This is a genomic window from Amycolatopsis sp. BJA-103 (assembly GCF_002849735.1).
In the GTDB taxonomy this organism is placed as follows: Bacteria; Actinomycetota; Actinomycetes; order Mycobacteriales; family Pseudonocardiaceae; genus Amycolatopsis.
Map to the genome: position 1 here is coordinate 2895082 of NZ_CP017780.1, position 15904 is coordinate 2910985.

Below are 15904 nucleotides of genomic sequence, written 5' to 3' on the forward strand. Positions count from 1 at the left end.
TAAAGTAGGGCGGCCGAGCAAGGCTCGTCAACGCATGGGAGAAATCCTGCGGGCCATGACGGCGGTCGTGGCCCGCGACGGACTGGCGGGCATCACCATCGCCAACGTCGCCGCGGCGGCCGGGCTGCAGCGCACCCTTGTGCTGCACTACTTCGGCAGCCGCGACGAGCTGATGGCCTCTTTCATCACCACTGCCGTCGCCGAGTACGGCGATCGCATGGTCGGCGGCGACGGGCCCGAGTGCGAGCCGATCGAAGCGCGGCTGGACCGGCTGTTCGAACCCGGCACCTACCGCAGCCGCGAGGACTTGGTGATCTGGGCCGAACTGGTCGCCAAGGCGGCCAGGGACCAAACCGTCCGGCAGCGTCTGCACGAGTTGTGGACCGGCCGATGGCTACCCGAGATCGAGCGACAGCTCGGCCTCGCGTACCCGGACACCGACGCCGAGCGCGTCGAGCAGGTCGCCTACGCCCTGGCCTGCTTGGTGGAAGCGCACTGGTACTTCCAGTTGCAGGGAGTCGACGACGACCGGAGGCGACGGCAGGCGCAGCAGGCCGCCCGGACTCTGCTCACCACCCTCGGCGCCTAGTGTCTCGGCGGTGAAGATCTGGATGGAGCCGCCTGCCAAGACCGACGTCGAAGCCGTTGTTCGTCGCTACTTCGGCCTCCTGCGGGAGGGAAAGATCCCTGAGGCCGAACAACTCGTCGATCACACGTCGGTCAAGCACGTGCTCAAATCGCTCTGGGCAGGTTCCTTCGGTGCGAGCCTTGATTCGGAGCCCGCTGCCGGCGAGTGGGAACGCGACTCGTCCTGGCTCGGCGAGCTCGACCTGGGGAGCTTCGCCTGGGGTGACTCCGGCAGCAATCTGTACGTCGAGATCTCCTTCCGAGAGCAGACGATCGAGGTGGCCTTGGGCTTCTGGGTCAAACCTGTCGACGCCGGTTGGGTCGTCTCGGGACCGTCCACGCTCTGGTAGTCGTGAGTGGCGTTTCGGGTTAGAACCCGAAACGCCACTCACGACTCCCTCCGAATAAGCGGTGGTCCGGGCCGAACTCGGTATGCCAGAGTGGCGAAATGTCCACCAGGTTCACTGATCGCGATGAACCCCTGAGCTACCTGCTAACGGGGTCGGTCCTGGTGCGCTGCCCACGATGTACCGGGCAGGCGGTGGCGTCTTACTCGCGGGTGAGCTGCACGGGATGCGGCTATGCCAAAGTGGACGGACACCCGGGCGCCTCGATCGGCCAGGTGGAGTTCCGTGCTCACGGCCGCTGCCGGAACTGCGGGCAGTCTGTGACGCAGCGGCGAAAGCGATGGCGGCGTGCCGAGCCGCGCACCCTGCCGGTGTCCTGCCCCGGCTGTCGGACCGCGACCGAGCTGCCCGTGTCGTCGACGTGGTCCTGGTCCGTTCCGGCGGTTCCCCGGTATCGCGGTCTGGAGCTGTGGCTGCAAACCCCGTGCAGGGGAGAGACCCTCTGGGCGTATCACGAAGCCCACCTGGACTACTTGGAAAGGTATGTCGCGGCGGGACTTCGCGAGCAGGTGCCGAACCGGAACAGCAGTCTGGCCAGCCGCCTTCCCGCCTGGATCAAGTCGGCGAAGAACCGCGACGACGTCTTGCGTGCCTTGAGTCGAATGCGTGCTTCCTTGCCCTCAGGGGAAGCGTCAGCCGGCCTCGCGTAGTTGCGCGGCCGCCTGTTCGACCAAGGGTGGCGCGGTGGCGATGACCTGGTCAAGGGTGCTGCGGGCGGTGGTCAACTCGGTGATCGCGGCGCTGAGCCTGGCGCGTTCGCGATGCAGGTCCAGCAGGAGTTCGGGACAGTCGGCAATGAGTTTCCCGCCCTCGGAACCCATGCAGGGCAGCAGATCCGCGATCGTGGTGGTGGAAAGGCCCGCGGCGAGCAGATTGCGGATGTGTTCGACGGTGGTCACGTCCGCGTCGGTGTACACGCGGTAGCCGCTGGGGAGTCGCTCCGGCCGCAGCAGGCCTTGCTCCTCGTAGTAGCGCAGCAGACGCTGGCTGACGCCGGTCCTGCGTTCCAGTTCGCTGATGCGCACGACGCCTCCGAAATTCGCGCTTGACTTTCACATCTATGTGAGACTTTAGCGTCGCGGTATGTCCGACCGACAACTCCGAATCTCCGCGGGGCCCCGTGAATGGCTCGGCCTCGCCGTGCTGGTGCTGCCGACCGCGTTGCTGTCCATGGACGCCACGGTCCTGTACCTGGCGCTTCCCAGTCTCGCCGCCGATCTGGACCCGAGCCCGGGCCAGCTGTTGTGGATCTCCGACGCCTACGGCTTCCTGGTCGCGGGTTTCCTCGTCACCATGGGCACGCTGGGCGACCGCGTCGGCAGGCGCCGACTACTGCTGATCGGTGCAGCGGTCTTCCTGGTCATTTCGGTACTGGCGGCCTACGCGCCGTCTGCCGAGCTGCTCATCGTCGCCCGCGGGCTGCTCGGGATCGCCGGCGCGACTCTCATGCCGTCCACCCTCGCGCTGATCGGGAGCATGTTCCGTGATCCGCGCCAGCGGGGAGCCGCCATCGGGCTCTGGTCCGCGGGTCTGTCGGCGGGAGTGGCGCTCGGCCCGGTGGCAGGCGGGCTGCTGCTCGAATGGTTCTGGTGGGGTTCGGTGTTCCTGCTCGCCGTCCCGGTGATGATCCTGCTCCTGATCACCGGCCCGCTCCTGCTGCCGGAACAGCGTGACACCGAACTCGGGAAACTGGACCTGGCGAGTGTGGCCTTGTCCCTGGCGGCCGTGTTGCCGATCGTCTACGGCATCAAGCACCTCGCCGAAGGCGGGTCGGCACTGCTGGGTGCGATCGCACTGCTGCTCGGTGGTGGTGCCGGGATCGTGTTCCTGCGACGGCAGCGGCAGCTGAGCCTCCCGCTGATCGACCTCCGGCTGTTCGCCGCGCGGCCGTTCCGCAACGCGCTGTTGATCCTGCTCGCCGCGCTCGCCTGCGTCGCCGGGGTCTATCTTTCGCCGCGCTCTATCTCCAGCAGGTGACCGGGCTATCACCCCTCGAGGCCGGTCTGTGGCTGGTGCCCTCCGCGGTGGCGATGGTGCTCACCTCGGTCGCGGCACCCGCATTGGTTCGCCGGATGCCGGTTCACCGGTTGCTCGCGTGGTCGCTGGCGGTGTCGGCGGCCGGCTTCTTCGTCTTGGCCTGGACTCCGGACGAACAGGGGGTCGCGCCACTGGTCGCCGGACTCGTGCTGATCTACCTCGGTCTGGGGCCGGTGATGGCGCTGAGCACGGACATCGTGGTCAGCGCGGCGCCGCCCGAGCGGGCCGGTGCGGCGTCGGCGTTGTCGGAGACCAGTGTGGAATTCGGGCTGGCGCTCGGAGTGGCGGTGCTCGGCAGCATCGGCACCTTCGTGCAGCGCGGGCACGGCTTCACGCCGGGACTCGTCGTGGTCGCGGCGATCGGGGTGGTGGTGTTCCTCGGCCTCGCGGTCCTCGCCGGCCGACGGGCTTGAGCGCCCGGCTCGGCCCGGAGTGGTCTCCGGGCCGAGCCGTCTCGCGAGCTACTTCGTGCAGTGGATCCCGGCTTCACCGCGGTACATCACGAAACTGATCTTCACCGAGTACAGGTGGATGGTCACGCACTGATCGGGCGTGTACCCGTAAACCGACGCGTGATCGTAGGCCTGCTGCAGCGCCGTTCGCTTGGCCGACGCCGAGGTCTTCTCGACGGTCGTCCCGAGGAACGCACGGGTCTCCTGGACACTCTCCGAGGCGCTCGCCACCGTCGGCGCGAGTGTCATGAGTCCTGCGAGGACCGCGGCCCCCGCGCCACGGGCGATCATTCTGGTCATACTTCCCTCTCCTTGGGTTCTTCGGCGAGTGCTGCGTCAGCGCTGGCAGTAGAGCCAGACGGTCGCGCTGTAGTAGCTCGTGTGGGACCGGACGTCGGCACTGCGCCGGTAACACTGCGAGTCCAGCCAGCCCGTGTTGCGCGCGAAGGTGCGGGCGACGCGTTCCGCCGACGTGATGGCGTCCGACGGATACGGGCCGATGCCGGTGGCGTAGAAGTCCCCGGTCTCCACGGCGAGAGCCGGCGGCGCCGACACGGTCACCGCGGCCACCGCCAGGGCCGCTGCGATCAGCAATTTCTTCATGAGAACTCCCCCTCCAGGTCGTCAGCCAACATTGACCGACACCCCTCAGTCATTCATCTCAGCTAACGTGAGAGACGTTATGGGAGCTTCTTGACGGTTGTCAATCCCAGATGAACAGACAACCGGGTAGCGTTCATCTCAGCTAATGGAGGTGATGATGACCGAACCACGGGCAACGACGCTCACCGAACGGATCGACCGCCTCTTCCAGGTGGTCCGCCGGCCCAACGGTGAGCAGTACAGTCACGAGGAGGTGGCGCGGGCCTGCCGGGAGAGCACCGGGGAGTCGTTCTCCGCCGCCTATCTCTGGCAACTGCGGACAGGCCGCAGGGACAACCCGACCAAACGGCACCTCGAAGCGCTCGCGGGGTTCTTCCAGGTGCCGCCCGCGTACTTCTTCGACGACGAGCAGGGGAGAGCTCTTGCCGAAGAGGTCGAGTTGCTGGGAGCTTTGCGCAACGTCGCAGTACGGAACCTGGCGTTGCGTGCGGTGACGTTGTCCGAGGAGGGGCTCGGCACCGTGGCCGATATCGTCGAGGCGATCAAGCTGCGGGAGTCCAGGCGCAACCAGGGGGAGTAGCCAATGTTCGGCAGGAAGAGTGCGCTCTGGCGCAGATGTGAGCGGATCGCGTCCGCTGTGCGACTACCGGATCCGTTCGAGGTCACCACGTTGTTCGGTGAGGTCGCCGCGATGCGGGGGCGGCCCATCGAACTGGTGGCGCTCCAGGCTCGGCCGGGAGCGCCGTGCGGGGTGCTCGCGGCCACCGATCGAGCGGACTACGTCTTCTACACGCAGGACACGTCCCCCTTGCACCAGGTGCACATCCTGCTGCACGAACTCGGTCATCTGCTGTGCGGGCACGTCGAAGGCGAGGTACTGCCGGAGACGGTGGCCGCGCTGATCACGCCCAGTCTGTCGGTGGACCTGGTCCGCAGGGTGCTCGGCCGCACGACGTACGCGCAGGAGCAGGAGAAAGAGGCCGAACTCGTCGCGTCGTTGCTCATGCGCCGCGCCGTGGGCGCCGGGCCCGGATCCGATCGGCTGCGCCACGCTCTCGGCTCGTGATCAGCTACCTGTCCGCCGGGCTGCTGGCGCTGATCGGCCTCGCCCGGCTGGTGACGGTCCGCACCGGGCCGAAGCATCTGGTCACGTTCTTCCTCAGCATGGCGGCAGGCCTCGCCGTCTCCGCCGAGACCACGGTCCGGTTGCTCGGCGACGAGCTGCTCCCGCGGCTGGTCACCAACGCGCTGCAACTGCTCGCGATGCGCGCGCTGGTGCAACTGGTCCGCAGTACCCGGTCGCCGGAGAAGCCGACACCGTTCTGGCCGATCGTGCTGTGCTGGGCCGTGATGGTCCTGTGTTACCTGGACATCGCGCCACATCGGCTCGAGGTGGGCACACCCGAATTCCAATGGCGCTTGAGCGTCGTGGTCTATCAGGTGGTCCTCACGACGTACGGGGTCACGTGCCTGGCGATGTTCACCCGCACCCTGGCCCGCAGCGCCGCGGGCCGTCCACGAGGGACGTTCCGGACAGGGCTGCGGATCCTCGTCTGCGCCGCGGTCGCGACCATCGGATGGGTGCTGTTCTCCGGGCTTCCGTCGCTGTGGCTGGAGATCACCGACCTCGCGGACCTCGATTTCATGCCGCGCGCCCGCATTCTCGGACTCTGCGCGATGGTGCTGTGGGTTCTCGGCGGACTGTTCACCACCTGGGACGGTGCTCTCCGCCTGGTGTGTGCGTGGCAAGGGATCCGGGCGGTCACACCGCTGTGGAAGGAGCTCGTCGCCGCTCACCCGCAGATCGCCCTGCCCGTGCGCCACGACATCGAGTTCAAGCTGTACCGCAGGCTGATCGAAATCCGTGATGGCGTCTTGGCGTTGCGGGCACACGTCCCGCCGCACCTCGGGGACTGGCTGCGCACCCCGGTCGACGAACCCACGCGCGCCGCCGCCGAAGTCGCGGCGGCGCTGGTGATGCGTGAGGCCGGCCGGAGCTGGCCACACCATCCGGCGGGCGCGGACGAGGCGCAGCCCAGCATGCGGGAGGAAAGCGCCTGGCTGAGCGCGGTGTCGTCCGCGTTCACGCACTCCCTCGTCGTGAGGGAGGTGCGGGAACGCGCGGTGGCGTCCGCCGCGGGGCGTAGAGACGATGCATGAGCAGTTCGAGGGGGCCACGGTCGAAACGCCGAAGCCACAAGAGAGCGAACGCGACGTTCACCGATCCGACGAAGGTCCAGAGGCCGACGATCCACCACGGACGGGCATCCGCGAAACGCTCGGCGAGCCCGAGCCCCCAGCCGTAGCACAGGAAACCGGCAAGCAGGTTCTGGAGTACGTAACAGGAGAGAGCCGTTCGGCCGACCGCGATCAGTCCACTTCGGACAGCTCCCGGCTTCTCACGCATCCGAAGTGAGAGATGGGTGACCAGGGCGAGCAGGCCCAGGGCGACGAGTGGTGGCAACAGGTACCTGTCGACGAGCAACCAGTCCGGCCCGCCGAAACCGGTCAGCACGTTCAGCGGCAAGCCGACGGCGAAGCCCAGCACGAGCAGTCGCGCACGAAGCTGTGCGCCCTTCTCGGTGTCTTCGAAGACACCGGCCCTCCGCAGCCGGGAACCGAGCAGGAACAGGACGACGGCGGAGGGCACGATCAGGATGGTCTCCGCCCGCAACATCAGGAACTCGGTGAAGCGGACGGCGACCTGCGCGGGCCAGCTGGCCGTCGTGGCGGGATCGACCGGGGTCGGCTCGCCGGAAACGCCCGGTCCGGCCACGAGCAGCGCGGTCGCGGCGAGGATCGTCGTGGTGTACACGCCACTCACCACGACGACGACCTTGCGGACGACCCGATCGCTCCGGCCGACGAGGTACGCGACGAGCAGCGACGTGAGCCCGTAGGCCATGAGCACGTCGCCTTCGAAAACGAGTAGGTAGTGCGCGACGCCTTCCATGAAGAGAATTCCCGCCCGGAGTGGATACCTGCCAGGCCAGGAAACACCGCGCCTCCGCGCGGACTGATACTGCAATTCGAGGCCCACGCCGAACAGGATCGTGAGCAGAGCGAGGAACTTGCCGTTGCTCAGCGTGCGAAGTCCGATTTCGACGTGCTCCGCGACGCCGTTCGCGGTCCCGACGAAATCCTGGAAGAAGCCCGCGGGCCCGCCGGGATGCGCGAAAAGAAACACGTTCGTCCCGAAGGTGCCGAGGATCGCCACCCCCCGGAGTAGATCGAGAGAAGAAATCCGCCCACTACGGGATTGCTGCGCGGCGGTGGCCGCTGTCCGGTGGATCATGTCGTCGAGCGTGCCACCGCCCGCATCGGGCATCGTCCGTCGTTGGGACGATCTTGCCCTGGTCACTTGGTAGCAGTCCGGTCGTTCGTCGCCTTCGCTACCGGGTTCGGCCGAGTGATCCTTCGTGTGGGGTCGAAACCCGTTTGAGGGAAGGGCTATTCTGTCGCGCGCTCGCGTCCTGGCCTTTCGGGGCCGCGGGGAGTGATCCGGTCACGAACCGTAGATCGTGTGCTGCCGACTGGTCCGACCGACTGTCATCCTTTCGATGCTCGGTCGTGTCGATCCAAGGGACTACAGGAAAAACGGAAGAGGTCGGGTTGGTCGGAAGGGCCGGCCCCGCCCACGATGACTTACTCCTCAATATGTGTGCGGCGTGATGAGACGGCTCTACTGCTCCGTTCGGTGACCGCCCGAGCGGCGTGGAGCCGAAGTCACCCCCACGCCGCCGGAAAGAGCCACATCCGGTTCACCTATTGCGAGCGCAACACCCAGACGTCGTTGGCGTTCACCGCGACGAGGTCCGCGTCGCCATCCCCGTCCACATCGGCAGTGAGGGTTTCCTTCGTGCCGAAGAAGGAACCCGTGTACCACGGTTCCGGCGAGGAATAGCCGGTACCGGTGGAGCGCATCACCTGAACGTCGTTGTCGTTGATCGCGATGAGGTCGCCGTCGCCGTCGGCGTCGATGTCCGCGGTGAGGGTCTTCTTGCTGCCGTGGAAAGAAGTCGTCGACCACGACACCGGGGTGTCGAACCAGCGGTTCGCGGTGCCGGCCACCACTCTCGTGCCGGCGAGGTCGACGAGGATGAGGTCGGCCTTGCCGTCACCGGTCGCGTCCGCCGCCAGTGTCGCCTTCTCGCCGCGGATGGGCGGCGCCCACGCCGTGAGCGGCAGCGTCGTGGTGCCGTCCGACCTCGCCGCCAGGGTGGCCACGTCGAACAGGCCGATCACGTCGGTGTCGCCGTCGCCGTCCAGATCCGCTGCCAGGTTCCCGTAGTCACCCGCGATGGTGTTGTTCAACCACTGCGAGGGTGTTCCGAAGCGTTCCACGCCGTAGTAGTCGACGATCGACCTCGCCACGAAGATGCCGCGGGGTGTCGAGGCCGTGGGCCGCCGGACCGCGATGGCGTCGGCGCGGCCGTCGTTGTCCATGTCGCCGACGAAGTTGGCGTTGCCGTTGAAACCGCTGCTCAGGAAGTTGCCCGCACCCCAGTTCTGCTGCGGCTGGAAGCCGGAACCGTTCGAGCGCAGCACGTAACACCCGTACAGGTAGGTGTTGTAGCTGACCAGGTCGTCCTTGCCGTCTCCGTTGACGTCCCCCGCCATGACCGCGACCTGCGCCGTGAACGGTCCGGCCGACCACTGTTCCGGTACGGCGGAGGTCGCCGCCGCCGGCGGAGCGAGGGTCAGGGTAAGCAGACCGGCTACACCGGCCATCACCAAAGCACGCATCACGTCCCCTTCGTGTCGGCTTGCAGTACTCAAGTCGCGATGAACCGGGAACCGTTACGAGCGGGGCTTGACCTCAAGCAAACTTGAGATTTTATCATGCTTTCATGACAGTGCAGCTGAACCACACCATCATCAACGCCACCGACCGGGCCGCGACGGCGGGTTTCCTGGTCTCGATCCTCGGGCTGCCCGAGCCCGCCGAGTTCGGCCCGTTCCTGGTCGTCCAGACCGGCAACGGGGTCTCGCTCGACGTCATGCAGAGCACCGAGGAGTTCTCCAGGCAGCATTACGCGTTCTTGGTCGAGGAGGCCGAGTTCGACACGATCTTCGGGCGGATCCGCGCCGGAGGTCTGCCGTACTGGGCGGGGCCGGGGCACCGCGGCGCCGGAGAGATCAACTCCAATGACGGCGGCCGGGGCGTGTACTTCGACGACCCCGACGGTCACGCGCTGGAGATTCTCACCCGGCCGTACGGATCCGATGAACACTGAATGAACAGCGCGTGGTTTCGATCTCGTCCTGCGCCGCTGAACTCGGGCTTTGCCAGTCGGAGCAACACCGGAAGCGCCACCGGTGGTACCTCCGCGACCGCATGATCCACTACCTTCGGTCGCACCTGAAGCCTGACAGCTGGAGCCGTCATGCCGACTCTGACCACCGTGGCCTGCTGGACGATCACCGCGTCGGGCGACCTCGCGTGCGTCACCCACGCCGCTGTCGGCGAGTACTGGGCGCCGCGGGTGTGGAACGGACACGGGCTCGCGATAGCCGGGGCCGATCTCGCCGGTTTCGAGAAGGTGCTCGGCGAGGTGATGAAGCTGCCGGTCTACTGGCTGGCGCGGACCCGGTGCGGGAACATCGGAGCCGGGGACGCCGCGATCTGGTCGGAGCCGAGATGCGACCCGGACGACGAGTTCGTCTACCTCTCGGGTCCCTGCCGGGCCGATGGGCCGACGGCGGGGTATCGGCAGGTCTCGACGTTCGCCATAGACCTGGTCCACCTGCGCGGCCTGCGGATCAGGATCGCCGCGTACCGGGCGGCGTCGGCCACCTGCTGACGCCGGGGTCGAACCTGGCCGGGAAGGGGCGCTCGAAGGTGGCACCCCTCCCCGGCTCACCGGGTCAGTGGTCCCAGCGAATACCGATCCGCCAGTTGACCGGGTACTGCAGCTCGCCGACGGTCAGCGTGTAGTAGCTGGCAGGCAGCACGCAGGATTCCGTCTTCGCCGGCGCGTGGATGTAACCGCCGCCCGAGCATTTGCCGATCGTCCACTTGAACCAGTGGTCAGGCGAGCCGGGTGCGGCGGTCGCTTCGAGGTCCACGTGGATGGTCCCGCCGGGGAAGAACCCCGACGCGAGCGAGCAGCTTGTCGCCGTAAAACACTCTTTCGGGCCCGCCCCGCCGGCGGCGCTGGCCACACCGGCCCCGGCGATCGTGGTGCCCAGTACCGTACCGGCCACGATCGCGGCCGCTCCGATCTTCTTCACTATGACTCCCCAGTCAGATGTTCCGTTCGCCCGACGGCGAACTGCCGGAGACCCTACTCGACGGGATGAGCCGGCGTGATCCGGTCCGAGAATTCGCAGGCGAGGCGGCCGCGACGGGGACTCTGTGGTGTTCGTGCCGGCGCCATCGACACCGTCGTCCTCGCCACGTCGACGGCAAGATCTTCGTCAACCCGGCAGGTCGTTCCCGTTGACACATCTCGGAAAAGCGGTTCGACCGATTGTCCATTTTGGATCGATCGACGATGACGTCGGTCACACTCGCGGAGGGAACCCTTATGAGTAAAGGAAAGACGGCCCCATCGCGACCTCGGTCCGCTAGGCAGCCTGCGATCCATTCAGCGGGTGGTGTCACTCTCCAGGTACGGTTGGTCGGCTCATGCTTTCCGAGGAGTTGCCGACGCCGACACGGAGGAACGGTCCTATGACGCGACCCGAACCGGCCACGAAGAATCCAGACAAAGGGTACGTGGCTCTTTTAGGGTGGAGCCTGAACGCCGTGGAGGCGCTCGACCGGTTCGATCGGCGGTACGTCGTCGTGGCGCCGGACTGGGCCGAGAAGTACTGCGTGGAACACGACATTCCCTACCTGTCGTGGAATTTCGAGCGGCTCAACGACCGTTCGCTGGAGATCGCCGAGACGCTGCAGCGTGAAGGCGTCGACGTCGCGATCCCGCTGTTCGAGGAAACCGTGGAGTGGGCCGGGGCGATCAACTCCGTGTTGATGGACAACCCGCGCCTGTTCGGCCAGGCCATGCTGCTGCGGGACAAGTCCCTGATGAAGCGCAGGGCGCAGCTCGGCGGGATCCGGGTCGGGATCTTCGAGGAGGCCCACGACCGCGACGACGTGATCCGCTTCCTCAAGCGCGTCAATCAGACGCTGCTCAAGCTCGACGGCGATCCGAACGACCCGATCCACCTCAAGGCCTTCGACAAGGCCGGCTGTCTCGGGCACCGCATCGTCCGCACTCCCGACGACGTCGACGCGATCCCGGAGGAGGAGTTCCCGGTACTGATGGAGTCGCACCTCGACGGCTGGGAGTTCGCCGTCGAGGCGTGGATCCACAACGGGAAGATCAAGTTCCTGAACATCTCCGAGTACGTGACCCTGGGTTACTCGGTGTTCGTGCCCGCGACTCCCGAGCTGGAGCGCTACCGGCCGCAGATCACCGCGCAGATCGAGAAGCTGATCAAGACCTTCGACATCGAGTTCGGCTTCGTGCACCCGGAGTACTTCGTCACGAACGACGGTGAGATGTACTTCGGCGAGGTCGCCTACCGGCCGCCGGGTTTCAAGGTGTTCGAGCTGCTCGAACGCGCCTACGGTTTCAACGCCTACCAAGGGCTCGCGCTGGCATTCGACCCGAAGACGACCGAGGAAGAGATCGATGCCTTCTTCCCGAAGGAGGTCGAAGACGCCGCCGGCGTCGCGGGCTGCTTCGGGGTCTACCCGCGTCGCCGGGTGGTCAGCGAACTGCGGATCCCGCCGGAGACCGAGGACCACGACTACTACGAGTCACACGACCTGTCGGCTCCGCTGGAGGAAACGGTGACCAAGCGGACCGCGTTCGGTACCCACTGGGGCCTGTTGTACTTCTTCGGCGAAGATTCCTATCAGATGCGCGAGCTGCTGAAGCAACAGGAAGAGTTCGACTTCTACGTCTGAGGGCGACCCCGGACCAGGAGACCGACCCGAGGGAAGCCTTTGAAACCGAACGGCGATGTTCCCGGCGCGGCCACCACGCTGGACAAGCGCGTGGCCTCGCTGGACGACGCGATCAGGACGATGGCCGAGACCCGCGACTTCGGCAAACACACCAAGCTGCGGCGGATGCTGGAGGCGCTGCGGCGGGTGCTGGTGCAGCCTGGCGGTGCCGCGGCGGTCCAGGTCAGAGCGCGGGAGCTGGAGGAGGCGGGCCTGTTCCTGGGGACGGACTGGGCCACTCCGGAGATCCTGATCCCGGCGCTGGTCGGGCCGGGCCTGCACGCCGGGGACGCGGACACCGTGGTGATGGAGGCCTGCAGCGAGCTGCGCACGCTCGCCGTGGCCAGCGGCGACTACGCGCATCCGACGTTGTCCGCCGAGGACGCCCGCGAGTTCCTGTCCCAGGTGCTCGCGATGAATCTGGAACTGCTGTTCACCCCGCCCACCGAGGCCGAGCGGACCGGGCAGGGCCGGACCGCGCAGCTGATCAGGGACCTGTTCCGGCACGTCGCCGACGAGATCGGCTACGAAAGCGTCCTGGACAAGCTGGTCGAGGAGATCTGGCGGATCCTGCGCCAGCGCCCGATCCAGGTCGACCAGGTGCAGTCGCTGATCACCCGGATCGCGGTCTACCGTGGGGATCCGGAGGTCGACCTCGGCAACGCTTCCGGACAAGGCGTCGATCGGCTGATCAGCGCCCTGTTCGGCACCACGGAGGCCTGCCGGGAGGACCCGGGCATCGCGGTCTTCCGGTCCCGGCTGGAGGCGATGGACGACGGTGGCCTGCAGTACGAGGCGACCGGATTCGCCAGGGCGATGCACGACACCGGGCTGGTCTCGCCGTACCACGCCGAGCTGCTGCGGTTCCTGCGGCACAAGAGCGACTATCTGCTCGGGGAGGCGCTCGGCCTGTCCGACGTCGGCCGCAACAGCCTGCTGCGCCACCGCGACCTGATCCACCGGCTGATCGAGGTGGCGGTGCACACCCAGACCGCGCAGTGCGTCTACGGGCTGGCGCTGCTGCTCGACCGCGGCATCCTCCACTCGCCGCCGATGGTGCCCGCGCTGTGGCGTCAGCTCGGGCTCGAGCTGTCCGAGCCCGCGCGCGAGCGGCTGACGACGGTTTTCGGCGACGAGCCAGGGCCCGAGGCGCGGCTGCTCGCGGGCGTGCTGTCGATGCTGGGGCTGCCGCTGGGCGTCGGCCAGGGCGACAACCCGACCTGCCAGTCGGCCCGCGCGCTGTCGATGTGGGCGTACAACGACCCGGACTACCTGCTGCAGATCGTGGTCTGGGCGGCACGGGACGACGAGGTGGTCATGCACTTCGAAGGCCAGCGGATCTCCTCGAACGACAGCGCCGGGGGCCTCGCGAGCACCCCGCCGTCGGACTTGGACCCGGTTTCGCTGCTCGTGGTGCCGCACCTGGACCGGATCTACGCCGAGATGGGGCGCCGCTGCCTCGGCAGGCCCGGCGATCCGCACCGCTGGGTCAATCCCGAGTTCCACGGCTGGTGGACCGCGCGCGGGTTCCGGATCAACGTCGACGTCGAGACCGGGAACCTGATCGAGCTCGACACCTTCCTGCGGCAGTTCCACGCGAGCTACCACCCGGCCTACAACGGGGGGCAGCCGCTGATCCACCCGCAGCCCGCCGGGGTCGCCGTCACCGACAGTGCCGCCCGCTACGTCGGCTGGCACGCGATCACGATCCTGCGGGTCGCCGCCGATCCGCACGAGGTCACCCGGGTGTACTTCTACAACCCGAACAACGACAGCGGGCAGGACTGGGGCGACGGTGTCGTGGTCTCGACCGCGGGCAACGGTGAGCGGTTCGGTGAAGCCTCGCTGCCGTTCGACCAGTTCGCGTCGCGGCTCTACATCTTCCACACCGACCCGCTCGAACACGGGGAGCAGGAGAAGGTGCCTCCCGAGGACATCACGCGGATCGTCGACTACATCGAACGGAGCTGGGGAGCGAACCGGTTGCCCGCACGCGGACTCCAGGCGGCGAAGGCGCCTCAGGAGCAAAGCCAGCCAACGGAGTGAACCGTTGGCGGGCTTCGGAGGCGCGCCGGACGTCAGCCGGTGACGTCGAGATGCGCGGAAACCGGAGTGGGCTTGGGTGCCTTCCCGCCAGGCCGGGGCTTTTCCGCGGGCTTCGTCGGTTTCGGGGTGGCGCCCGGGGCCTTGGCACAGGTGGACGACGCGATGTCGAGAGTCTGTGTCTTGCCGAGGATCCTGGCCGACACGGCGGTCACGGTGAGCGTGCCGTCCGCGTTCTCGGTCTGCTTGTTCACCACCAGTTCGAGCAGCGACGCCAGCGGGACGGTGGTGTTCGGCGGGACCTGGTCGAGCTGGATCGCCTTGCCACCGGCCTTCAGATTCGCGATCGACACCGAACCCTTGCCGTCACGGCATTCGGACTTGATCACCTCGGCGCTGAGACCGGGCAGGGCGACGCCGGCGGGCAGCACCCCGAGGTTCAGCGAGAGACCGGCGACACTCGATTTCGCGTGCCCCGGCGTCACTTCGGCGTTCAGCGCCCGAGCGCTGATCAGTGCCGGGCCCGGGTTCGGCAGCGCCACCGAGGCGAGCGATTCCTTGCCCGGCCCGGAAACGGCGGGTGTGCGGGGAATCTTGACGAGACCGGACGCGGCGAGGGCGTACGCGGACTCGGCGGGGGCGGCCGTGGCGGGGGTGGCGGCGAAGACCAGACAGGCCGCCACCGTGCAGGCGAGCACGCCGGTTGTACGTGGGGACAAGGAAATTACCTCCATGGTTTCGGGGTTTCAGGCGATCTGCACGACGGTGCCGAGCGGCAACTCCACGAGGCGGTCGAGCGCCTCGCGGGTGACCCGGATGCAACCGTCGCTGGTTGCTTTGCCGACGAAGCTCTCGTCCGGCCAGGTGTGCAGGCCGACCGTGCCGGGCCCGCCACCGAAGGTCTCGTGTGAATCGGAATGGTTGCTCAGCGGCAGCACGATCGGGCTGTAGGTGTTCACGCTCTCCTTGATGGAGGCGAGGATGAACGCGCGGCCGGTGGGCGTGGGGTGCTCGGCCCTGCCGGTACCGATGGTCCACGAGCCGGTCGGCTTGCCCGCTTCGAGGATTTCCAGGCGGAATTTGCCGAGATCGACCGTGACCTGGAAGTCGTTGTGCGCCGATTCGACGGTCTCGGGCGTGGCGTGCAGCCAGCCTGTCGCGCCGTTGGGTCGCACGGGCAGCAGTACCTGCGCCCAGTCGCCCTGGCGGGCGATCACCGGAACCCAGGTCGGCGAGCCGATCTGAGTCTCCGGCAGCCGGGCGATCGGTTCCGCGCCCGGGGCTCGGTAGACCGCCACGTCCGTGGTCGGGTGCAGCACTTCACCCCCGGCGGGGAGTGCGGCGGCCGGGTCGGCGGGTGCCGAGTCCAGCTCGCCGAAGGTGTTCGCTTCGGGCAGTGCGGCCAGTGCCTCGGGCGACGGCGACAGCGTGGCGACGGGGGCCGCTGCCGCACCGCCTGTCGTGGTACCGCAGCCGGACAGCGGCAGCACCACCAGCACCAAGGCGAAGAGCGCATGAACCGCACGAGGGCGTGCGCCACCGCAAGAGGTCTGCTGTTGGGTCATTCAGTGCCTGTCCTTGCGCAGAGTTATCCGCAACGGGATGTGAATCCGGAATGGACATCTCTAACAGCAAGGCACTGCGTTAATCAATGAACACGATAAGTGATCAGATCGGATCTGCCTGGTGTTTTGCGGAGTTTCCGCAGGTCAGGTGCCTCTGGATAGTTCACTCGATCAGGGTGGGAATGCGAATTCGGTAACGCTGAGCCAAACCTA

General features: G+C 67.2%; 19 protein-coding genes. 11 read left to right on the forward strand and 8 right to left on the reverse strand.

Annotation, left to right across the window (positions count from 1 at the left end):
- The first annotated feature begins 55 nt into the window (after positions 1–55).
- Together BKN51_RS12435 and BKN51_RS12440 are read left to right on the forward strand one after the other, a co-directional pair.
- Positions 56–589, forward strand: a complete 534-nt coding sequence (locus BKN51_RS12435; protein ID WP_217359068.1) for a TetR/AcrR family transcriptional regulator — start codon at positions 56–58, stop codon at positions 587–589.
- Positions 590–599: 10 nt separating this feature from the next.
- Positions 600–977: a hypothetical protein gene (locus tag BKN51_RS12440; protein WP_101607796.1), complete on the forward strand. Its 378-nt coding sequence runs from the start codon at positions 600–602 to the stop codon at positions 975–977.
- Positions 978–1666: 689 nt separating this feature from the next.
- On the opposite strand, the gene BKN51_RS12445 is transcribed toward BKN51_RS12440, so the two are convergent.
- A complete protein-coding gene (locus BKN51_RS12445) occupies positions 1667–2059 on the reverse strand; it encodes a MerR family transcriptional regulator (protein ID WP_101607797.1) in 393 nt (130 codons plus the stop codon).
- Positions 2060–2117: 58 nt separating this feature from the next.
- Here BKN51_RS12445 and BKN51_RS12450 point away from each other — a divergent pair, with 58 nt between their 5' ends.
- Complete coding sequence (locus BKN51_RS12450) at positions 2118–3011, forward strand: MFS transporter (protein ID WP_233223282.1); 894 nt, start codon at positions 2118–2120, stop codon at positions 3009–3011.
- Positions 3008–3484: an MFS transporter gene (locus BKN51_RS44225; protein WP_233223275.1), complete on the forward strand. Its 477-nt coding sequence runs from the start codon at positions 3008–3010 to the stop codon at positions 3482–3484. Before BKN51_RS12450 ends, BKN51_RS44225 begins: the two co-directional genes overlap by 4 nt.
- Positions 3485–3532: 48 nt before the next feature.
- On the opposite strand, the gene BKN51_RS12455 is transcribed toward BKN51_RS44225, so the two are convergent.
- Both BKN51_RS12455 and BKN51_RS12460 read right to left on the reverse strand, forming a co-directional pair.
- Complete coding sequence (locus BKN51_RS12455) at positions 3533–3823, reverse strand: hypothetical protein (protein ID WP_101607798.1); 291 nt, start codon at positions 3821–3823, stop codon at positions 3533–3535.
- A gap of 36 nt (positions 3824–3859) precedes the next feature.
- A complete protein-coding gene (locus tag BKN51_RS12460; protein WP_101607799.1) occupies positions 3860–4126 on the reverse strand; it encodes a hypothetical protein in 267 nt (88 codons plus the stop codon).
- A 154-nt stretch (positions 4127–4280) separates the two neighbouring features.
- Here BKN51_RS12460 and BKN51_RS12465 point away from each other — a divergent pair, with 154 nt between their 5' ends.
- Genes BKN51_RS12465 through BKN51_RS12475 form a run of 3 tightly spaced genes read left to right on the forward strand, consistent with a single transcriptional unit; the run spans position 4281 to position 6286 of the window.
- On the forward strand, positions 4281–4706 hold the full coding sequence (locus BKN51_RS12465; protein WP_168214320.1) for a helix-turn-helix domain-containing protein: 426 nt from the start codon (positions 4281–4283) through the stop codon (positions 4704–4706).
- 3 nt (positions 4707–4709) lie between these two features.
- Entirely contained in the window at positions 4710–5192 is a 483-nt protein-coding gene (locus BKN51_RS12470) for an ImmA/IrrE family metallo-endopeptidase (RefSeq protein ID WP_101607800.1), read from the forward strand.
- A complete protein-coding gene (locus BKN51_RS12475) occupies positions 5189–6286 on the forward strand; it encodes an MAB_1171c family putative transporter (RefSeq protein ID WP_101607801.1) in 1098 nt (365 codons plus the stop codon). Before BKN51_RS12470 ends, BKN51_RS12475 begins: the two co-directional genes overlap by 4 nt.
- On the opposite strand, the gene BKN51_RS12480 is transcribed toward BKN51_RS12475, so the two are convergent.
- Positions 6210–7454, reverse strand: coding sequence for a DUF418 domain-containing protein (locus BKN51_RS12480; protein ID WP_369862379.1), 1245 nt, complete (start codon positions 7452–7454; stop codon positions 6210–6212). The genes BKN51_RS12475 and BKN51_RS12480 overlap by 77 nt on opposite strands.
- A 437-nt stretch (positions 7455–7891) precedes the next feature.
- Positions 7892–8872 carry an FG-GAP repeat domain-containing protein gene (locus BKN51_RS12485; protein ID WP_101607802.1) on the reverse strand — a complete coding sequence of 327 codons (981 nt, stop codon included), beginning with the start codon at positions 8870–8872 and terminating at the stop codon, positions 7892–7894.
- Positions 8873–8976: 104 nt separating this feature from the next.
- Between BKN51_RS12485 and BKN51_RS12490 the strand changes: the two genes are divergently transcribed.
- Both BKN51_RS12490 and BKN51_RS12495 read left to right on the forward strand, forming a co-directional pair.
- Positions 8977–9363 (forward strand): VOC family protein, encoded by a 387-nt coding sequence (locus BKN51_RS12490; protein ID WP_101607803.1) that lies wholly within the window; start codon positions 8977–8979, stop codon positions 9361–9363.
- A 150-nt stretch (positions 9364–9513) separates the two neighbouring features.
- Entirely contained in the window at positions 9514–9930 is a 417-nt protein-coding gene (locus BKN51_RS12495) for a hypothetical protein (RefSeq protein WP_101607804.1), read from the forward strand.
- A 64-nt stretch (positions 9931–9994) separates the two neighbouring features.
- On the opposite strand, the gene BKN51_RS12500 is transcribed toward BKN51_RS12495, so the two are convergent.
- A complete protein-coding gene (locus BKN51_RS12500; protein WP_101607805.1) occupies positions 9995–10360 on the reverse strand; it encodes a hypothetical protein in 366 nt (121 codons plus the stop codon).
- 442 nt (positions 10361–10802) lie between these two features.
- On the opposite strand from BKN51_RS12500, the gene BKN51_RS12505 reads away from it, so the two are divergent.
- Both BKN51_RS12505 and BKN51_RS12510 read left to right on the forward strand, forming a co-directional pair.
- On the forward strand, positions 10803–12044 hold the full coding sequence (locus BKN51_RS12505; protein ID WP_101607806.1) for an ATP-grasp domain-containing protein: 1242 nt from the start codon (positions 10803–10805) through the stop codon (positions 12042–12044).
- Positions 12045–12083: 39 nt separating this feature from the next.
- Positions 12084–14129, forward strand: a complete 2046-nt coding sequence (locus BKN51_RS12510; protein ID WP_101607807.1) for a hypothetical protein — start codon at positions 12084–12086, stop codon at positions 14127–14129.
- Between the two features lie 32 nt (positions 14130–14161).
- On the opposite strand, the gene BKN51_RS12515 is transcribed toward BKN51_RS12510, so the two are convergent.
- Both BKN51_RS12515 and BKN51_RS12520 read right to left on the reverse strand, forming a co-directional pair.
- Positions 14162–14845 carry a choice-of-anchor P family protein gene (locus tag BKN51_RS12515; RefSeq protein ID WP_233223265.1) on the reverse strand — a complete coding sequence of 228 codons (684 nt, stop codon included), beginning with the start codon at positions 14843–14845 and terminating at the stop codon, positions 14162–14164.
- Between the two features lie 27 nt (positions 14846–14872).
- Positions 14873–15691 carry a L,D-transpeptidase family protein gene (locus BKN51_RS12520; protein WP_101607809.1) on the reverse strand — a complete coding sequence of 273 codons (819 nt, stop codon included), beginning with the start codon at positions 15689–15691 and terminating at the stop codon, positions 14873–14875.
- Positions 15692–15904 lie beyond the last annotated feature (213 nt).

Coding starts and splice junctions, on each gene's coding strand:
- BKN51_RS12435 (WP_217359068.1), top strand. CDS start 56: ATGACGGCGGTCGTGGCCCGCGACGGACTGGCGGGCATCACCATCGCC.
- BKN51_RS12450 (WP_233223282.1), top strand. CDS start 2,118: ATGTCCGACCGACAACTCCGAATCTCCGCGGGGCCCCGTGAATGGCTC.
- BKN51_RS12455 (WP_101607798.1), bottom strand. CDS start 3,823: ATGACCAGAATGATCGCCCGTGGCGCGGGGGCCGCGGTCCTCGCAGGA.
- BKN51_RS12460 (WP_101607799.1), bottom strand. CDS start 4,126: ATGAAGAAATTGCTGATCGCAGCGGCCCTGGCGGTGGCCGCGGTGACC.
- BKN51_RS12465 (WP_168214320.1), top strand. CDS start 4,281: ATGATGACCGAACCACGGGCAACGACGCTCACCGAACGGATCGACCGC.
- BKN51_RS12470 (WP_101607800.1), top strand. CDS start 4,710: ATGTTCGGCAGGAAGAGTGCGCTCTGGCGCAGATGTGAGCGGATCGCG.
- BKN51_RS12480 (WP_369862379.1), bottom strand. CDS start 7,454: ATGCCCGATGCGGGCGGTGGCACGCTCGACGACATGATCCACCGGACA.
- BKN51_RS12485 (WP_101607802.1), bottom strand. CDS start 8,872: ATGCGTGCTTTGGTGATGGCCGGTGTAGCCGGTCTGCTTACCCTGACC.
- BKN51_RS12490 (WP_101607803.1), top strand. CDS start 8,977: ATGACAGTGCAGCTGAACCACACCATCATCAACGCCACCGACCGGGCC.
- BKN51_RS12495 (WP_101607804.1), top strand. CDS start 9,514: ATGCCGACTCTGACCACCGTGGCCTGCTGGACGATCACCGCGTCGGGC.
- BKN51_RS12505 (WP_101607806.1), top strand. CDS start 10,803: ATGACGCGACCCGAACCGGCCACGAAGAATCCAGACAAAGGGTACGTG.
- BKN51_RS12520 (WP_101607809.1), bottom strand. CDS start 15,691: ATGACCCAACAGCAGACCTCTTGCGGTGGCGCACGCCCTCGTGCGGTT.